Genomic DNA, 18,003 nt, shown 5'->3' with positions numbered 1-18,003 from the left:
GGGGCTTTCATGTGTTATACCCTCACTTGCACTAATCCGCCGTTCGACGGAGGAGCCTAGATGGTGCCCGACCCCCCGGCCCCCGCGCGGGCGGCGGCGCTGCGCGTCGTCGTCGACGCCGTGATCGACGACATCAACGTCAGTCCCCGCGAGCTGAGCGCCGCTCTGGAGACGCTGGGGATCGCGGCGTCCCATCAGGAGTCCGTGCGCGAGCACGTCCACCTGGCCCACAGCCGGCACACCCGGCTGCGCCGCCGCGAGCACGAGCTCGCCGCCCTGTTCTCCAGCGCGCGGGAGCTGGCGGAGGTGCGGGACGGGGAGCTGCTGCTCGAACGGCTGGTACGGCGGACGCACGAGATCCTCGGCTGCGACGTGACGTACCTGTCGGAGTTCGACCGCGAGACCCGGGAGCTGCGCGTCCGCACGACCATCGGCGCCTACAGCACCGAGTTCCGCCACCTGCGCGTGCCGGCGGGCTGCGGGCTGGCCAGCGAGATCGCCGAGACGCGGATGGCCCGCTGGGTGCCCCGTTACAGCGAGTACCTGGACGACCGGCGGGCCGCGGACATCGACCGGGCCGTCGAGCTGGAGGGCATCATCTCCATCCTGGGCGTGCCGATGCGGTCGGGCGACGACGTCCTCGGCGTGCTCTTCGTGGCGACGCGGGAGGAGCGCGCGTACACGCCGGAGCAGATCGCGCTGCTGTCGGGGCTGGCCGACCACGCGTCCGTCATCCTCCAGACCGCGCACATGCTCCGCAACCTCCAGCGCTCCGAGGACGAGGCGCGCGCCGCGCTCGACCGGCTCACCGAGCACCTGGCGGAACGGGACCGCTCCAGCCTCGTCCACCAGGAGCTCCTCCAGGTCGTGCTGGGCGGCGGCGGGTTCGACCAGCTCGTGCGGACGCTCTCGTCGGCCCTGGACCGCGCCGTCACCGTCATCGACGGGGAGGACCGGGTCATCGCCTCGTCGACGCGGACGGCGCCGGGCGCCCGCGCGGTGCTCTCACCGGAGATCCGCGCCGCCGTCGCGGCCGGCTCGAAGTCGGGCCACTGCCAGGTGCTCGACGGTGGGCGCGGGGGAACGGTGGGCGCGGTCGCCTCGATGCGGGCCGGCGCCCAGGACTTCGGGGCGCTGCTGCTCGGCACCGGCGACTTCGAGCTGACCTCGGTGGACCGCCGCACGATCGAGCGCGCCGCCCAGGTGTGCTCCCTGCTGGAGCTGCAGCAGCAGGCGGTCGCGAACGCCGAGGGCCGGATGTTGTCCGACCTCGTCGTCGACATCCTCGACGCGCAGCCCGGCCGCCGCGACGACCTGGAGCGCCGCGCCCGCGGGTTCGGCGTCGTGCTCTCCCGGCTCGACACGGTGCAGATCTACCTCGTCGCGGCCGAACAGCGGGCCCGCGCCCTCGCGGCGGCGCGGCAGTGCGTCGGCGGGGCCGGGCTGGTGGGCCTGAGCCGCGGTGTCGTCGTCGTGCTGGCCGGCTCCCGCGACAGCGGAAGCACGGGCGGCGTCACGGGCGGCGTCACAGGTGGTGTCACAGGTGGTGTCACGGCCGCGGGCGCGATCAGGGAGCACATCGCCCGGCACACGGGCGGGCCGGTCCTCGCCGTGGTCCCGCCGCGCGGGGGCTCGGCCGACGACCTCGCGCCGGGCTTCGCGATCGCCCTGCGCACGAGCCGCCTGCTGGAGGTGCTGGGCGTGGACGACGAGGTGGTGGGAACGGAGGAGTACCTTCCCTACGCCAGCGTGTTCGACGCCGACGCCCGGTCGCTGAGGTCGTTCGTCACCGGGCTCATCGGCCCCGTCGTGGACTATGACGAGGAGCGGGGGACGGAGCTGGTCGCCACGCTGCGGGCGTTCGTGCGGTCCAACGCCAGCCCCACCAAGACCGCCCGGATGCTCAACTTCCACACCAACACGATCCTGCAGCGCCTCGAACGCCTCGACGCCCTGCTCGGCCCGGACTGGCGCAAGGACGACCGCTTCTTCCGCACCACCCTGGCCGTGCGCCTGCACGAGATGATGACGTCCCCCGCGATCCGCCACCGCGCCAGCGGCGCGAACGGCGCCGGTGACGCCGACGGCGATCGTCACATGACATGAGGCGGAGGGTGGGGTGATCGCACATGGCCCGACTCCGCCGGCCCGGCCTAGGTTGACGGAACCGGCAGCGTCGCGCCCGCGACGCGTCCCCCGAGCGGTAGGAGCATCGGTGACGGTCAACAGTCGGATCCCCGGCCTCAAGGACAAGAGCGTCGCCGAGCGGCGCGCCCTGGTCGCCGACGGCGCGGGCCTGGACGTCGCGGCACTCGGCGTGCTCGACGCGGGCGGCATCGGCACGGTCCAGGCCGACCAGATGATCGAGAACGTCATCGGCACGATCGGCGTGCCGCTCGGCGTGGCGACCAACGTGACGGTGAACGGCCGCGACTACATCGTGCCGATGGCGACGGAGGAGGCCTCCGTCGTGGCGGCAGCGAGCAACGCCGCCCGCATCGCCCGCGTCCACGGCGGGTTCCGCGCCTCGGGGACCGGCCCCGTCATGATCGCCCAGATCCAGTTGCTGGACGTGGCCGACGCGCACGGGACGCGCAACCGCGTCCTGGAGGCCCGCGAGGAGATCCTAGAGCTGGCCAACGCCCAGGACCCGGTGCTCGTCCGGCTGGGCGGCGGGGCCCGTGAGCTGACCGCGCGGGTCCTCGCGACCCGGGACGGGACGCAGGTGATCGCGCACCTGTACGTCGACGTGCGCGACGCCATGGGGGCCAACGCCGTCAACACGATGGCGGAGGCGGTCGCGCCGGTGCTCGCGGAACGCTCCGGGGCGCGGTCGCTGCTGCGCATCCTGAGCAACAAGGCGGACACGCGGCTCGTGCGGGCGCGGGCCGTGTTCGACGCGGAGCTGCTCGGCGGCCCCGGGGTCGTGGACGACATCGTGTCGGCGTCGGCGTTCGCGGAGGCCGACCCGTACCGGGCCGCGACGCACAACAAGGGCATCATGAACGGCATCAGCGCCGTCGTCCTCGCGACCGGCAACGACACCCGAGCCGTCGAGGCCGGATGCCACTCCCACGCCGCCCGCGACGGCGGGTACACCGCCCTGTCCCGCTTCGAGAAGGACCGCGACGGCAACCTCACCGGCACCCTGGAGGTGCCGATGCCGGTCGGCCTCGTCGGCGGCGCGACGCGCGCGCACCCCGCGGCGCAGACGGCGATCCGGATCCTCGGCGTCACCTCCGCCGCCGAGCTCGCCGAGGTCATCGTGTCGGTCGGGCTCGCCCAGAACCTCGCCGCGTGCCGGGCCCTGGCCGCGGAGGGCATCCAGCACGGGCACATGCGGCTGCACGCCCGCACCGTCGCGGTCAGCGGCGGAGCCGCGCCCGAGGAGGTCCCCGAGGTCGCCGAGCGGCTCGTGAAGGACGGCAGGATCCAGGTGGAGTACGCCCGCGAGGTCGTGGCGGCGCTGCGGGAGAAGGCCCGTTGAGCGCTCAGGAGACGGCCCGGACCCGCTGGCGGCCCGAGCCGATCGTCGAGCGGGCGGAGCGGGCCCCGGAGCGGGTGCGGATCTACGAAGTCGCGCCCCGCGACGGACTCCAGGCCGAGGCGGCCATCGTGCCGACCAGGACCAAGATCGAGCTGTGCCACCGGATCGCGGCGGCCGGGCTGCGCGACATCGAGGTGACGAGCTTCGTGCCGCCGTCGTGGATCCCGCAGATGACCGACGCCGCCGACGTGCTGCCCGCGCTCGGCGACCTCGACGGCGTCCGCACGGTGGCCCTCGTGCCCAACCTGCGCGGGCTGGAGCGCGCCCTCGCCGCCGGGGCCCGCCACGTCGCCGTGGTGGTGAGCGCGACGGAGAGCTTCGCCCGCGCCAACCTCAACGCCGGGCGGCAGGCGGCGCTCGATACCGCGACGACGGTGGCCGGCGCCGCCCGCGGCCACGGGCTCGGCGTACGCGGGTACGTCTCGATGGCGTTCGGGGACCCGTGGGAGGGGCCGGTGGACCGCGGCGTGGTGGCCGGCCTGGCGGCCACGCTGTACGAGGCCGGCTGCTCGACCGTCGCGCTCGGCGACACCATCGGCGTCGCCACCCCGGGCCACATCCGGGCGACGGTCCGCGACGCCGTCGGCCGGGGCGTGGCCGCGGACGCCGTCGCGCTGCACCTGCACGACACGTACGGCCAGGCGCTCGCGAACGTCGTCGCGGGCCTGGACGCGGGCGTCCGGGAGTTCGACTCCTCGGCCGGCGGGCTCGGCCGCTGCCCCTACGCGCGCGGCGCCACCGGGAACCTGGCCACCGAGGACCTCGTATGGCTGCTGCACGGGATGGGCATCGCGACCGGGGTCGACCTCGACGCGCTGGTCGGCGTGTCCCGGTGGATCGCGGCCCAGATGGGCCGCGCCGACCTCCCCTCACGGGTGGCCACCGCCCTGCTCGCGGCCTCGACAGGACAATGAACGGGAGAGACGAGACCACGATGAACGCTGAGACGATCCCCGGACTTCCGCTGCGGCCGGGCGCGCTGTCCGGGGTCGTGGTGCTCGACCTGTCACGCGTGCTGGCCGGGCCCTACTGCGGGCAGATCCTCGCCGACTTCGGCGCCACCGTCATCAAGATCGAGAACCCCCGGGACCCGGACGTCACCCGGGGATTCCCGCCCTACGTGCGCGCGGGGGAGAGGGAGCTGAGCGGATACTTCGCCCAGTACAACCGGGGCAAGATGACCGTCACGCTCGACCTGTCCACCGACGCGGGACGCGGCGCCCTGGTGGACCTCGTCGCCAGGGCCGACATCCTGATCGAGAACTTCCGGCCGGGCACCATGGACAAGCTGGGCGTCGGCCACCCGACGCTGGCGCAGGCGAACCCGCGCCTGGTCTACACGGCGATCTCGGGATACGGGCAGACGGGCTCGCGCAGCAGGCGTCCCGCCTTCGACAGCACCGCCCAGGCCGCGGGCGGGCTGTGGTCGATGAACGGCGCCCCGGAGGGTCCGCCAGTACGGGTCGGCACCGTGCTGGGCGACCTCGCCGCCACCCTCTTCGCCGTCACGGGCACCCTGCTGGCGCTGCGCCACGCCGAGCAGACGGGGCAGGGCCAGCTCGTGGACGTCGCCCAGGTCGACAGCGTCATCGCGCTCACCGAGAACGCGGTGGTCAACTACACGGTGGACGGCGAGGTCGCCCGGCACACCGGCAACCGCCATCCCTGGGTACGGCCCTACGAGCTGTTCCCGTGCAAGGACGGCCACGTGTTCTTCGGCGCCTACACCGACAAGTTCTGGCGGCTGGCGTGCGCGTTGTTCGGCGAGGCGGAGCTGGCCGCCGACCCCGAGATCGACACGATGCGCAAGCGCTTCGACGAGGGCGTCTACGAGCGCCGCGTCCGGCCCGTCATCGCCCGGTGGCTGGCCGGCCGCACGGGCGCGGAGCTGGAGGAGATGGCGGGCGACGTGCTGCCCCTCACCGTCATCAAGACGATCAAGGACATGGTGGAGGATCCCGGGACCGCCGAACGGGACATGGTGGTGAGCGTGGAGCACCCGGGCTTCGGCCCCGTACGGATGTTCGGCCAGCCCATCAAGCTGAGCGCCACCCCCGCCGACGTCGGCCACCCGGCCGGCGAGGTGGGCGAGCACACCGAAGTGGTGCTCCAGGCCCTCGCCGGATACGGCCCCGGCGAGATCGCCGCCCTGCGCGCCGCCGGCGCGATCTGAGCCGGGCATGACGAACGCGATCCTGCTGCGCAACGCCCGCCGCTACCGTGACGGCCGCCGCTTCGACCTCCACCTGCGCGACGGCCGGGTGGCCCGCGTCGTGCCCGCCGGCGCGCTCCCCGCGTCCGGCGCCGAGCCGATCGACCTCGACGGACGCTACGCCGGCCCCGGCCTGTGGGACGAGCACGTGCACTTCACCCAATGGGTGATCCGCCGCCGGCGGATCGACCTGTCGGGCGCGGCCAGCGCGGCCGAGACCCTCGACCTCGTACGCGCGGCGCTCGCCCGCGACCCCCTGCCCGCCGGGGGAGTCCTGGCCGGATTCGGGTTCCGCGACGCCCTGTGGCCCGACGCGCCCACCCTGCGCGCCCTCGACGAGGTCGCCCCGGACATCCCGGTGGTGCTCGTCAGCGGGGACCTGCACTGCGGGTGGGTCAACTCCCGCGCCGCCGCCCGGCTCGGGGTGGCGGTGGACGCGTCCGGCGTGGTGCGCGAGAGCGCCTGGATCGACTCGCCCGCCCTGGCCGAGAACGGCGCCCTGTCCGTCGCCGACTACCGCGACGCCGCCGGCGCGGCCGCACGGCGCGGGGTCGTCGGCATCGTGGACTTCGAGAACGCCGACAACGTCCGGGCGTGGCCGGAGCGGGTGGCCGCCGGGGTGACGGACCTGCGCGTGGAGGCGTCCGTCTGGCCCGACCGCCTGGACGACGCCCTCGCCCGCGGCCTGCGCACCGGCGCGCCGCTCGACCCGGACGGCCTCGTGACGGTCGGCCGGTTGAAGGTCGTCGTGGACGGCTCGCTGAACACCCGCACCGCGCTGTGCTGGGAGCCCTACCCCGGGCTGGAGCCGGGCTCCCCGCACGCCTGCGGCGTCGCCAGCGTCACACCCGCGGAGCTGCGCGGGCTGCTCGGCCGGGCCCACGCGGGCGGGATCGGCGCGGCCGTGCACGCCATCGGCGACCGCGCGAACGCCGAGGTCATCGACGTGTTCGAGGAGCTGGGCCTGCCGGGCGTCATCGAGCACGCGCAGCTCGTGCGGGCCGAGGACTTCCCCCGCTTCGCCCGGCTGGGCCTGGTGGCCAGCATCCAGCCCGAGCACGCCATGGACGACCGCGACGTGGCCGACCGGCTCTGGGCGGGACGCACGGACCGCGCCTTCGCCTTCGCCTCGCTGCACGCGGCGGGCGCCGTCCTGCGGCTCGGCTCCGACGCCCCCGTCGCGCCGCTCGACCCGTGGCAGGCCATCGCCTCCGCGGTCACCCGCAGCCGCGGCGACCGTCCCGCCTGGCATCCGGCGCAGCGCCTGCCGCGCGAGGTCGCGCTCGCCTCTTCCGCCAGGGGGCGTACGGGCGTCTCCCCCGGGGACCCCGCCGACCTGGTGATCCTCGACCTCGACCCCGAGACCGCCGCCCGCGACGACCTGCGCGCGATGCCCGTCGCCGGCACCCTGCTCGGCGGCCGATGGACCTGGAGGGCCCTGTGACCGGCACGATCCGCACCGACACCATCCGGCCGTGGCCCGCCCGGGCCTACCGGGACACGTTCGCGCCCGGCGCGCCGGAGCACGCCGGGGGAGCGGAGCTGCCGCCCGGCTGGCACGGGCTGTACTTCCTGCCCGACCTCGGCCTCGACGCGCTGCGCCCGGACGGGACCCCGGCCCGCGACGGCGTCGTCCCCGACATCGACCTGCCCCGGCGGCTGTTCGCCGGCGAGGAGATGACCTTCCACCGCCCGATCCGCTTCGGCGAGACGCTCGACCTCACCGTCACCCTCGACAGCATGGAGGAGAAGCGGGGCCGCAGCGGCAGGCTCGCGTTCGTCACGATCGCCAAGACGATCGGGTCGGGCGACGACGTCGCGGTGACCGTGCGGCAGCACGACGTCTTCCTCGGCCCCACCGCCCCCGCCCGCCCCCGGCCCGGCCCCCCTCCGGCCGACATCGTCTGGGAGCAGCCGCTCGACCTCGGACCCGTCCACCTGTTCCGCTATTCGGCGCTGACCTACAACAGCCATCTCATCCACTACAACGACACGTGGGCCCGCGACGTCGAGCGGCAGCCCGGCCTGCTCGTGCACGGGCCGCTCACCAGCATGCTCCTGCTCGACTTCGCCCTGCGGATGAGCCCAGGCCGTACCCCGGCGACGTACTCCATGCGCGCGGTCGCGCCCGTCCACCTCGGAACGCCGGTGCGGCTCGCGGGCCGGCCGGAGCCGGACGGGGCCCGGCTGTGGGTGCTCGACGCGTCGGGCGACATCCTCGTCACCGCCGACGCCGGCTTCACCCGGTGACCGCGACCCCCGAAGGAGCGGTGACGGCCGTGCCCGGCGAGAACCTGACCCGTGCCGAGACCGTGGAGCGGGCCGGGCTGCTGACCGTCCACGGCTACGACGTCGCCCTCGACCTGACGACGGGCCCCGAGACGTTCCGCAGCGAGACGACCGTCCGGTTCGCGGCGGCGGAGGGGGCCTCGACCTTCATCGACGCCATCGTCCGCACTCTCCGGTCGGTCGTGCTGAACGGCGCCGAGCTCGACCCCGCCGAGGTGGGCGACGGTACGCGCATCCGCCTCGACGGCCTGGCCGCCGAGAACGAGCTGCGCGTCGTCGCCGAGGCCGCCTACAGCCGCTCCTGTGAGGGGCTGCACCGCTTCGTGGACCCCGTGGACGACGAGGTGTACCTGTTCACCCAGTTCGAGGCGGCCGAGGCGCGGCGGGTGTTCGCCGTGTTCGAGCAGCCCGACCTGAAGGCGTCCTTCCGCTTCACGGTGACGGCGCCCGCCCACTGGACGGTGATCTCCAACGCGCCGGCGCCCGGCCCCGTCCCCACCCACGAGGGGGCGTCGACCTGGTCGTTCGCCCCGACCGCGCGCATCTCCAGCTATCTGACCGAGGTGGCCGCGGGGCCGTACGAAGCGGCGCGCGCCGAGCTGACCAGCCGCGACGGACGCGTGATCCCGCTGGGGCTGTTCGCCCGCCGCAGCCTGTTCGGGCACGTCGACGCCGGTTACCTGGTCGAGAAGACGCGGCAGGGGTTCGCCTACTTCGAGGAGCGGTTCGGACCGTACCCGTTCGAGAAGTACGACCAGATCTTCGCGCCCGAGTTCCCCGCCTCCGGCATGGAGAACGCCGGGGCCGTCGTCCTGTCCGAGTCGTTCGTCTTCCGCGCCCGGGTGCCGGAGGTGACGCGCGAGCGCAGGGTCAAGGTGCTGCTGCACGAGCTGTCGCACATGTGGTTCGGCGACCTGGTCACGATGCGCTGGTGGAACGACCTGTGGCTCAAGGAGTCGTTCGCCGAGTGGGCGTCGTCGATGGCCTGCGCCGAGGCGACGGAATGGGACAACGCGTGGACGAGCTACGCGACCGCCGCGAAGGCGTGGGCGTACCAGCAGGACCAGTTGCCGTCCACCCACCCGATCGTCGCCGACATCGGTGACCTCGAGGACGTCAAGACGGCCTTCGACGGCATCACCTACGCCAAGGGCGCCTCGGTGCTCAAGCAGCTCGTCGCGTGGGTCGGGCTGGAGGCGTTCCTGGCGGGCGTCTCCCGCTACCTCGAACGGCACGCCGGCGGCAACACCGAGCTGCCCGACCTGCTGTCGGCCCTGGAGGAGGCGAGCGGGCGCGACCTCGGCGACTGGGCACGGCTGTGGCTGTCGACGGCCGGCGTCAACACGCTGCGCACCGAGCTCGAAACGGCCGCCGACGGGACGATCACCTCGTGCGCCGTCGTGCAGAGCGCGCCCCCAGAGCACCCGGCGCTCCGCCCCCACCGGCTCGCGATCGGGCTCTACGCCTGGCGGGAGGGCGCGCTGGTCCGGCGGCACCGCGTCGAGCTGGACGTCACCGGCGAGCGGACCGACGTCGCCGAGTTGCGCGGGCTGCCCCGGCCCGATCTGCTCCTGCTCAACGACGACGACCTGGCCTACGCGAAGATCCGGCTGGACGACCGGTCGAGCGCGGTCGCGGCGCAGAGCCTGTCCGCGATCGAGGACCCCCTGGCCCGCGCGCTCGTCTGGGGCGCGCTCTGGGACGCCACCCGCGACGGTGAGATCCCGGCCCGCGACTTCCTCCGGATCGCGCCGGCGCACCTCGCCGCCGAGAGCGAGTCGGCCACCGCGAGCACCGTGCTGGAACAGCTCCTCCACACCGCGCACCTGTACGCCCGTGACCCCGCCAAGGCCCTGCGCGACACCGCCGACGCGCTCTGGGACCTCGCCGTCACCCCCGGGGCGGGACAGGACCGGCGGCTCCAGCTCGTGACCGCCTTCGCGCAGGTCGCCGAGCATTCGAGCCACGTGGACGACCTGGCCGCGCTGCTGGACGGCCGGCTGCGGCTGCTGGACGGGCCGGTGATCGACGTCGAGCTGGAGTGGGAGCTGCTGACCGCCCTGGTCGCCGCGGGACGGGCGGACGCGGACGCCGTCCGGGCCCGCCTCCGCGAGGACTCCACGGCGACCGGCCGGCAGCGCGCCGCCCGCGCCCTCGCCGCCGTCCCCACGCCGCAGGCCAAGGCCACCGCGTGGGCGTCGATGGTGGAGGATCCCGCGATCTCGGGCGTCATCCTCCGGGAGACCGCGCGGGGCTTCCTCCGTACCGTGGAGCCCGGGTTGCTGGAGCCGTACGTGCCGCGCTATTTCGAGCTGATCGAGCAGGTGTGGGCGACCCGCAGCTTCGGCATCGCCCGCCGGGTGGCGGCGGACCTGTATCCGTTCGCGCTCACCGGCCGCAGCCTGCTGGAGGCGACCGACGCCTGGCTGGCCACCGCGGACGCCCCGGCTGCCCTGCGCCGCATCCTCGTGGAGAACCGCGCGGCCGTGGCCCGGGCCCTCGCCGCCCGCACCCGCGACGGCTGACCGCGTCGTGGAGGCATCCAGGTCCCGGCACGCGAGGGGTCGCCGTCGCGCGCCGGCCCGGCGCTGATCCACTACGGTGGATTTCCACTTCGCGAAGGAAAGGCTTGAATGTCTCCCCTCCTCACCCTCCTTTCGGCGACGGCCGACCACCCGTACCCGCTCATCCGAGGGGGCGGGTTGTTCCTGCTCGGCGTGGGGACGGGCTTCCTCCTGAGCTGGACCTTCAGGAAGCTCTGGCTCCCCTTCATGATCGGCGGCTTCGCCGTCGGCTTCACCGCCAGCGGCCTCAGCGCGCTCCTGCCCAGCCTCGGCACCCCGTCCTTCGCCCAGATCGCCGGCCTGGTGGGCTCCTTCCTCCTCGAAGCCGCCCTCATCTACCTCGTCATCACCAAGACCAAGGGCCAGGACGACCGGACGATCACCCTGTGGATCCTCTTCGTGGTCGGCGTGCACTTCGTGCCCATGGGGCTCGCGCACGGGCCGCTCATCACCGTCCTCGGCGCGCTCACCATGATCAACGCCTTCGCCGGGCTCCGCACCAAGGCGCCGCTGCCCGTGATCGGGATCACCGACGCGCTGCTCAAGCTGGGTTTCGGCGCGGTCATGCTGTTCGCGTACCCGGCCCTGACCTTCGCCTGACGCGCCTCGCCCATCAGCCCGGCGGGCGAGTCGGAGGAGCCCAGAAACGCTCGTAGTTGCCGGTGGTGGACAGTGAGCGCGGCTCGGCCCGGTCCAGGTAGAGGACGCCGTTGAGGTGGTCGGTCTCGTGCTGGGCGATCCGCGCCGGCCAGCCGGACAGCTCCAGCTCGTACGCCCGCCCGCCCCCGTCGAGGGCCGACAGGTGGACCTGCGCGTGGCGCGGGACGACGGCCGTCAGCCCCTCGACGCTCAGGCACCCCTCGTTGAACGCGTGGTACCGGGGCCCCAGGGGAGTGACGACGGGATTGACGAGTTCCAGCGGCGGCTGCGGCACCCGCTCACGCTCCGCGGCGAGCTGCGGCGGCACGTCGGCGGGGTCCTGGATGACGGCCACGGCCAGCGGGATGCCGACCTGTGGCGCGGCGAGCCCCACCCCGACGCCCGGCAGGTGCCGGAACATCGCGTCGAGCAGTTCGCGCAGCAGGCCGTCGGGGAGTTGGCCGTCGTACGGCTCGGCCGTGCGGCGCAGCACGGGATCGCCGACCTGGGTGACGGACCAGGGCCGGGGCGCCGCCAGCAGGGCGTGCACCTGCTCGGCCAGCTCGTCGGCGCGGCTCACCGCCGGCCTCCCGCCGTGCCTGGGAGCGGGGCGTCGCCGGCGGCGTAGGGGTGCTGGGTACGCAAAAGGGCGTCCTTTCTGGTCGGTGGTCGCTCAGCAGACGCTAGAGCATGCGCCCGTATTGCTCTAGATCACGCTTTTCGTTGCTCCAGGCGCGGGATCGACCTCGCCCTCTCCGGCCGCGGCCCCGTCGGCAGCCACCCCTGGCGGCGACGCGGCCCCGCCCGCCGGGGGACCGCCCGCACCCGTCCGGCGGTGGCGCCCGGTCACCCACCGGCTCGCGGTGCGCGCGCTCGCCGGCGTCGCGCTGCTCGGCCTGTGGCAGGTGGCCGCCGCCGCGGCGGGCAACCCCTCCTTCGTCCCGGCGCCCGGTGCGGTGTGGGATCAGCTCCTGCTGCTGTCCACGACGCACGACGGCATCCGCGGCTACGGCGGCAGCCTGCTCGTCGAGCACTTGGGGGTCAGCCTGCGGCGCATCCTCATCGGGTCCGCGATCGGCGTGGCGGGCGGGCTCGTCCTGGGCGTCGTGCTCGGCACCGTGCCGTGGATCCGCGTCGTGACGGAGCCGGTGGTCACGTTCGTGCGGGCGCTGCCGCCGCTCGCGTACTTCAGCCTGCTCATCATCTGCACATCGTCCGCCACCGCTGGAGCCCCGGGGACGTCGCCATGTGGGACAACCGCAGCACGGCCCACTACGCCAACCGCGACTACGGCACCGCCCGCCGGGTCATGCACCGCATCACGCTGCGCGGCGACCGTCCCTTCGGCCCCCCGCCGAACGCCGACCGCTGAAGCGGCGGCCCGCCTCCAAAAATATTGCGTGATCAGCATCTTTTCGCATCCCGCAATATTATGTAGTGTGGGTCGTGTGAGCATCGAGGGCGTGTCCGAAGGGCTGCGGGAGCGCAAGAAACGTGCGACCCGCATCGCGTTGAGCTGGGCGGCCATCCGCCTCTGCGCGGAGCGGGGGCTGGACGCCGTCCGGGTGGAGGACATCGCCGCCGCGGCCGGCGTCTCCGCCCGCACGTTCAACAACTACTTCGCCGGCAAGGGCGAGGCGATCGCCTTCCGGCATCTGGAGCGCGTCCGGCAGATCGCGGTGGAGCTGCGGGCGAGGCCGGCCTCCGAGCCGCTCTGGGAGGCGATCGCCAACGCGTCGCTGACCCGGTTCGGGCTGGGCCAGGAAGGCGAGATGCGGGACGTCGACGTGCAGCAGTGGGTCTCGGGGCTGCGCCTGATGTTCGCCGAGCCGGCGCTGCAGGGGGAGATCTACAAGGCCGACGCCCAGGCCGAGGCGGAGCTGGCCGCCGCCGTCGCCGAGCGTACCGGGACCGACCTCGTCCATGACCTGTATCCCCACCTGGTGGCCGCCGCCGTCGGGGCCACCATCAGGGCGGTCACCGGCCACTGGATGCGCGCCGGCTCACCCGCCCCGATCACCGGCCTGCTGACCGACGCCCTCGGACAGGTGGCGGCGGGGCTGCCCGCCCCCTGACCGCGACCCCCGAACCCCGCGAACGCACCGTGAGCGACCGGCACGCCGCCGGTCGATGCGCCATGCCCATGTTCAAGGAGGAATGCCATGTCTGCCGATGTCGTCATCGCCGGAGGCGGCCCGAACGGGCTGATGCTGGCCTGCGAACTGAGCCTCGCCGGCGTACGGGCGGTGGTGCTGGAGCGGCTGCCCGAACGTACCCGGGAGAACCGGGCCAACGGCCTGGTCGGCCAGGTGGTGCCGTTACTCGAACGGCGCGGCCTGTACGAGCGCCTCAGCGGCTCGAAGGAACCCCCGGCCCCCGCGCCGGGCTTCGTGTTCGGCGCCCTGCCGCTGGATCTGAGCGCGCTGGCCGACAACCCGCTCCACCTCCTGCAGGTGCCGCAGCTCCGCATCGAGGAGCTCCTGGAGGAGCGCGCGAACGAGCTCGGCGTCGAGATCCGCCGGGGACACGAGATCACCGGCCTGTCGCAGCAGGACGACACGGTCACGATCGAGGTCGCGGGACCGGCCGGCCCTTACCGCACGCACGCGAGCTTCCTGGTGGGCGCCGACGGCGGACGAAGCGTGACCCGCAGGCTGGCCGGCATCGGCTTCCCCGGGGTGAGCAGGGACACCACGGTCTCCCGCACCGTGCACGCCACCGTGCCGGACTCGATGCTCGATCCGGCCACGGGCGGGCTGTACGTGCCCGGCCACGGCCCCATTCCGGCGTTCCTGCACCACCGCACCGAGCACGGGCTGTTCGTGTACGCCCCGCTGCCCGGCAGGCCGCCGCTGCTGACCACCATGGAGTGGCCCCAGGACCCGCCCGGCGACGAGCGGCCCCCGACCCTGGAGGAGATGCGTGACAGCGTCCGGCGGGTGCTCGGCGCCGACCTGCCGCTCGGTGAGCCCGCCGGCGAAGGCCCCTTCCCGCGGCGCAAGCTCGCCGGCGGCAACACCCGGATCGCCGACCGGTACCGGGAGGGCCGGGTTCTGCTGGTCGGCGACGCCGCGCACGTGCACAGCGCGATCGGCGGCCCGGGGCTCAACCTGGGCCTCCAGGACGTGGTCAACCTGGGCTGGAAGCTCGCCGCCGAGGTCCACGGCCGGGCCCCGGCCGGGCTGCTGGACACCTACGAGAGCGAGCGGCGGCCCGCCTCCGAGCGGGTGGTCATGCACACGCAGGCCCAGTCGGCGCTGATCGCTCCCGGCGGCGAGGTCACGGCGCTGCGCGAGCTGTTCACCGAATTGCTCGGCGACCGGCGCAACGTCCAGCGCATCGCGGACATGATGGCCGGCGCCGACATCCGGTACGACATGGGTCCGGCCGACGCCCACCCCCTGGTCGGCTGGTGGGTCCCCGACCTGCTGCTGGACACCGGAACCGGCCGCGTCCGGCTGGCCGCGCTGACCGTGGCCGCCCGGCCGCTGCTGCTGGACCTGACCGAGCGGGGTTCGCTCGCCGGAGCGCTGCCGGGCTGGCACGACCGGGTGGACGTCATCACGGCGAGCCTCCACAACCCGGTCACGACAAGCCCCCACGCACCGCTCACGGCGAGCCCGCGCGACTCCGTCACGGCGCGCCCCCACGACCAAGCCGCGCCGCTCACCGCCCTGCTCCTGCGCCCCGACTGCTACGTCGCCTGGGCCTCCGTGTCGCCCCGGCCCGGCTCCGACGAGCGCGAGGACCTGCGCGCGGCCCTGTCGCGATGGTTCGGGGCGCCGCTCGCGGCGTGACACGGCGCGTGGCCGGCCCGCGCCCGGCTGGTCCTGTCAATCGGCGATCCGCTCGCCCGGCATCAGCCCGAGCTCGTACGCCACCGCGAGCGACTCGGCCCGGTTGCGGACCGCCAGCTTGGCGAAGAGCCGGGCCTGGATGTTCTCCACCGTCTTGATGCTGATGCCGAGGACCTCCCCGGTCTGCCGCACCGAGTGACCGCGCGCGATCGAGTCGAGGATCTCCAGCTCCCTGCAGGTGAGCGCGGAGCGCACGGACGGGGACCGCGGCGGCGCGGGCGGGTCCGCGTCGCAGCGCGCGGCCATGGCCAGCGCCTGGCCGAGGCCGCCGGGAAGCTCGTGGACGATGACGGTCTCGGGCACGCAAAGAGACCCCACCGTGCCCAACGCCCGGCCGGAGAGCGATTCCGTCACGATCACGACCCTGGCGCCCAGGGCGCGGACCCCTTCCCACACGCCCGAGTGGTCCACGAGCACGGCCACGACGGGCCGGCGGATCTGCAGGACCTCGTCGTCGTCCGCCCACCGTTCGCCGGCGACGAGGACCGGGACGGCCTGCCTGATCAGGCTCTTCACCACCAGGTCGCGCCGGGGGCCGCCCGGTCCGAAGACGATCACCAGGTTGCCGGCGGAGATGTGCGGCTCGGCGCGCAGCAGCCCCAGGCGCGCGGCCTGGGAGACGACCTCGGGGCTGCTGCGGCCGTTCAGCTTGGCGTAGATGCGGCGCTTGTGGCTCTCGACGGTGGACGGCGCGATGTCGAGCATCGCGGCGATCTCCTTGACGTTGTAGCCGCCGCCGACCAGCCGCAGGATCTCCAGGTCACGGTCGGTGAGCGAGGTCGGGTGGGCGGCCGGCGGGCGCGGGCCCTCCTCCACCGCCTCCATCACGGCCGACACGCCGCGCGAGTAGGGGATGAGGCCGGTCACGCCCGCGCCCACCGCGATGATCACATCGCCGGCGGTCAGGGCCGAGTACGTGAGGACGATGCCACGATCGGGCCGTGTCGTCCGCAGGGCGCGCACTCCCTCGATCACCGCGGCGAAGTCCCCGTGGACGTCGATCAGCGCGACGTCCACGGGACGCAGCCCGCACAGGCGTATCAGGTCGCCCACGTCATGCGTGAGACCGGCGAGACACACGGCCGGACGTTGGGCCAGGATGGTCCCGACCGCCTCGCGGAGCAACCGGTTGGCGGAGCATACGGCCACCTGGATTCCGGCGGCACCCATGCGCCCAAACTATCGGTAAAGAACCTTTCCTGTCTGGCAAGGAGTGCGTACCACTTCTGACTCCGCCTGTTGACGAGCGGGAGATCACTGGCCGCGGCTCGCGGGGTCCACCTTGGCGAAGGTGAGCAGATCGACCATGGTGAACGTGCCCGCCGTCCGGCTGGGCAGGGTGGGCCGCCAGGACGGTGCGGCGGAGAGGAAGGAGCCGGGGTCCTTCTGGAGGAGGCCGACGAAGACCTCGCCGATGAGCCGGGCGCCAACGCCGGCGAGGATGATCCCGTCCCCCAGCGCCTGACCTTCCTTGAGCACGTAGTACCAGAGCGGCGTGCTGGTCTCGAAGCCGGCGCGGAAGACGCTCAGCTCCCCGGCGTCGATCAGGGGGATGCCCATGGTCGTCGCGATCCGCTGGCCCGACGGCAGCGACCAGGTGAGGTGCCTGAGCAGGTTGCGCTGGGCCAGGGAGATCGGCTGGCCGCCACCGGGGATGGCGGCCTGCGGGAGCTGGAACAGGGGGCTCGAGATCTTGGTGTCGATCCGCTTGTTGGGCCGCACCTGGCCGTCGTTGAAGTTGAAGAAGGTCTGCCAGCCGATGAAGCGCCGGCGCGCCCTGGCGCCGCCGCGCAGGTCGACGGGGTCGCTCTGGCCCTGTCCCGCCGGATCGAAGATGAACCCGAAGAACGGCTGGCCGCCGTCGCCGGCGAGGTTGGCCCGGTAGGAGGGCCGCACCATGCTGTGGCCCATGCGGTAGGCGATCTGGAACTCGACGGGGATGAACGCGGCGCCCGCCGGGCGGTAGAACTGCCGTCCGAAGTGCAGGATGTGGTCGATCAGCGGCTGGCCGATGAGCTGCGGCAGGAACTCGCGCAGGATGATCCACTGGTAGTGCCAGGTGACCGTGCGCCGCGCCGTGGCGAAGAGCTGCTCGGTCGGGACGCCCTCGGAGCGCAGGCGGGCGACCACCCGGTTGTGGAAGAGCAGGAAGGCCGCGTGCAGCCCGGAGATCATCAGATTCTCGTCGTTGCGGCCGTCGGGGATGATGGCCCGGCGGCCGGCGTCGCGCGGCAGGTCCTCGAACTGGCCGCCGCTCTCCACCTTGAACGTCAGGCGGTCGGCGTTGTAGAACTGCGGGCCGGCCGCCGGGCCGCCGCCGTAGACGGTGTCGAGGTCGAAGATCGGCGTCCGGGCGTTGGGCGAGCTCTCGGGCGCGGTCGGCACGCCCAGGGGCGAGGTGGCGTCGAAGGTCATGTCGTGGTCGAGGAACTGGCCCAGGAACGTCGTGCCCGCCGTGTGGAAGGGGTTGTCGCGGTTGCCGGGGCTGAGCTCCGGGTTGGTGATCAGCCGGATCGGCCCCTCCTGCAGCGGGTCCTTGGCGTCCATGATGCCGCCGAGCCTGCCCATCTCCATGAGCGCGGCCTTCACCTGGGAGGTCGCGCCCGCGAACGGCGGCAGGGCGAAGACGCGGCCGAAGGTGTTCGCCAGCGCGCCCGTGGCCTGGGCCCGTTCGGAGGCGGCGATCGCGGCATCGAGGTCGAGCGTCATCGCGGCGGCGCCGGCTCCCAGCCCGCCCAGGAATGATCTTCTGCTGACCCGTTTCGAGGCTGTGCCCGCGTGTTGAGGATGCATGGCCGTTTCTCCCTCGTGCAGGTGGGGGGTGGGGGTGATCCCTGCACGTCGGGAGTGTCGGTCCGGGCAGGCCACGGCGCAATGGCCCCAAGGGCTTCTGGG

At 73.6% G+C, this 18,003-nt stretch carries 14 protein-coding genes; 11 read left to right on the top strand and 3 right to left on the bottom strand.

Annotation, left to right across the window (positions count from 1 at the left end):
- Window positions 1-60: 60 nt before the first annotated feature.
- The 8 genes from AB0I15_RS14225 to AB0I15_RS14190 all read left to right on the top strand — a co-directional run bounded on the left by AB0I15_RS14225 (window position 61) and on the right by AB0I15_RS14190 (window position 11,212).
- Window positions 61-2,106, top strand: coding sequence for a GAF domain-containing protein (locus tag AB0I15_RS14225; RefSeq protein ID WP_358094633.1), 2,046 nt, complete (start codon window positions 61-63; stop codon window positions 2,104-2,106).
- A 109-nt stretch (window positions 2,107-2,215) separates the two neighbouring features.
- Window positions 2,216-3,487 carry a hydroxymethylglutaryl-CoA reductase, degradative gene (locus tag AB0I15_RS14220; protein ID WP_358094631.1) on the top strand — a complete coding sequence of 424 codons (1,272 nt, stop codon included), beginning with the start codon at window positions 2,216-2,218 and terminating at the stop codon, window positions 3,485-3,487.
- On the top strand, window positions 3,484-4,461 hold the full coding sequence (locus AB0I15_RS14215) for a hydroxymethylglutaryl-CoA lyase (RefSeq protein WP_358094629.1): 978 nt from the start codon (window positions 3,484-3,486) through the stop codon (window positions 4,459-4,461). The genes AB0I15_RS14220 and AB0I15_RS14215 overlap by 4 nt, the downstream gene beginning before the upstream one ends.
- Window positions 4,462-4,481: 20 nt before the next feature.
- Window positions 4,482-5,720, top strand: a complete 1,239-nt coding sequence (locus AB0I15_RS14210; RefSeq protein WP_358094627.1) for a CoA transferase — start codon at window positions 4,482-4,484, stop codon at window positions 5,718-5,720.
- Between the two features lie 7 nt (window positions 5,721-5,727).
- Complete coding sequence (locus tag AB0I15_RS14205) at window positions 5,728-7,203, top strand: amidohydrolase family protein (RefSeq protein WP_358094625.1); 1,476 nt, start codon at window positions 5,728-5,730, stop codon at window positions 7,201-7,203.
- Window positions 7,200-8,009: a MaoC family dehydratase N-terminal domain-containing protein gene (locus AB0I15_RS14200; RefSeq protein WP_358094623.1), complete on the top strand. Its 810-nt coding sequence runs from the start codon at window positions 7,200-7,202 to the stop codon at window positions 8,007-8,009. The genes AB0I15_RS14205 and AB0I15_RS14200 overlap by 4 nt, the downstream gene beginning before the upstream one ends.
- 20 nt (window positions 8,010-8,029) lie before the next feature.
- Window positions 8,030-10,573: an aminopeptidase N gene (gene pepN / locus AB0I15_RS14195; RefSeq protein WP_358094621.1), complete on the top strand. Its 2,544-nt coding sequence runs from the start codon at window positions 8,030-8,032 to the stop codon at window positions 10,571-10,573.
- A gap of 108 nt (window positions 10,574-10,681) precedes the next feature.
- Window positions 10,682-11,212: a DUF6609 family protein gene (locus tag AB0I15_RS14190; protein ID WP_358094619.1), complete on the top strand. Its 531-nt coding sequence runs from the start codon at window positions 10,682-10,684 to the stop codon at window positions 11,210-11,212.
- A gap of 13 nt (window positions 11,213-11,225) precedes the next feature.
- Here the strand turns inward: AB0I15_RS14190 and AB0I15_RS14185 are convergent, their stop codons facing one another.
- Window positions 11,226-11,831, bottom strand: a complete 606-nt coding sequence (locus AB0I15_RS14185; protein WP_358094617.1) for a peptide deformylase — start codon at window positions 11,829-11,831, stop codon at window positions 11,226-11,228.
- 255 nt (window positions 11,832-12,086) lie between these two features.
- Here AB0I15_RS14185 and AB0I15_RS14180 point away from each other — a divergent pair, with 255 nt between their 5' ends.
- The 3 genes from AB0I15_RS14180 (at window position 12,087) to AB0I15_RS14170 (ending at window position 15,048) form a co-directional block, all read left to right on the top strand.
- A complete protein-coding gene (locus AB0I15_RS14180) occupies window positions 12,087-12,623 on the top strand; it encodes a TauD/TfdA family dioxygenase (RefSeq protein ID WP_358094615.1) in 537 nt (178 codons plus the stop codon).
- 76 nt (window positions 12,624-12,699) lie between these two features.
- On the top strand, window positions 12,700-13,326 hold the full coding sequence (locus AB0I15_RS14175) for a TetR family transcriptional regulator (protein ID WP_358094613.1): 627 nt from the start codon (window positions 12,700-12,702) through the stop codon (window positions 13,324-13,326).
- Window positions 13,327-13,413: 87 nt separating this feature from the next.
- Complete coding sequence (locus tag AB0I15_RS14170) at window positions 13,414-15,048, top strand: FAD-dependent monooxygenase (RefSeq protein WP_358094611.1); 1,635 nt, start codon at window positions 13,414-13,416, stop codon at window positions 15,046-15,048.
- A gap of 36 nt (window positions 15,049-15,084) precedes the next feature.
- Here AB0I15_RS14170 and AB0I15_RS14165 read toward each other — a convergent pair whose 3' ends face one another.
- Complete coding sequence (locus AB0I15_RS14165) at window positions 15,085-16,278, bottom strand: LuxR C-terminal-related transcriptional regulator (RefSeq protein ID WP_358094609.1); 1,194 nt, start codon at window positions 16,276-16,278, stop codon at window positions 15,085-15,087.
- 84 nt (window positions 16,279-16,362) lie between these two features.
- The gene (locus tag AB0I15_RS14160; RefSeq protein ID WP_358094607.1) at window positions 16,363-17,901 is read right to left on the bottom strand and encodes a peroxidase family protein; all 1,539 of its coding nucleotides are present in this window, start codon (window positions 17,899-17,901) and stop codon (window positions 16,363-16,365) included.
- Between the last annotated feature and the right edge of the window lie 102 nt (window positions 17,902-18,003).

Origin of the sequence: Nonomuraea sp. NPDC050643, from assembly GCF_040654715.1 — a bacterium.
Lineage (GTDB): Bacteria > Actinomycetota > Actinomycetes > Streptosporangiales > Streptosporangiaceae > Nonomuraea.
The sequence above is the reverse complement of the archived record's forward strand: the minus strand, read 5'-3'. Positions and strand labels throughout refer to the sequence as shown.

What these genes read in the sequence shown, in the direction of transcription:
- AB0I15_RS14190 (WP_358094619.1), top strand. Translation starts at nt 10,682, where the DNA reads ATGTCTCCCCTCCTCACCCTCCTTTCGGCGACGGCCGACCACCCGTAC.
- AB0I15_RS14210 (WP_358094627.1), top strand. Translation starts at nt 4,482, where the DNA reads ATGAACGCTGAGACGATCCCCGGACTTCCGCTGCGGCCGGGCGCGCTG.
- AB0I15_RS14205 (WP_358094625.1), top strand. Translation starts at nt 5,728, where the DNA reads ATGACGAACGCGATCCTGCTGCGCAACGCCCGCCGCTACCGTGACGGC.
- AB0I15_RS14160 (WP_358094607.1), bottom strand. Translation starts at nt 17,901, where the DNA reads ATGCATCCTCAACACGCGGGCACAGCCTCGAAACGGGTCAGCAGAAGA.
- AB0I15_RS14165 (WP_358094609.1), bottom strand. Translation starts at nt 16,278, where the DNA reads ATGGGTGCCGCCGGAATCCAGGTGGCCGTATGCTCCGCCAACCGGTTG.
- AB0I15_RS14170 (WP_358094611.1), top strand. Translation starts at nt 13,414, where the DNA reads ATGTCTGCCGATGTCGTCATCGCCGGAGGCGGCCCGAACGGGCTGATG.
- AB0I15_RS14225 (WP_358094633.1), top strand. Translation starts at nt 61, where the DNA reads ATGGTGCCCGACCCCCCGGCCCCCGCGCGGGCGGCGGCGCTGCGCGTC.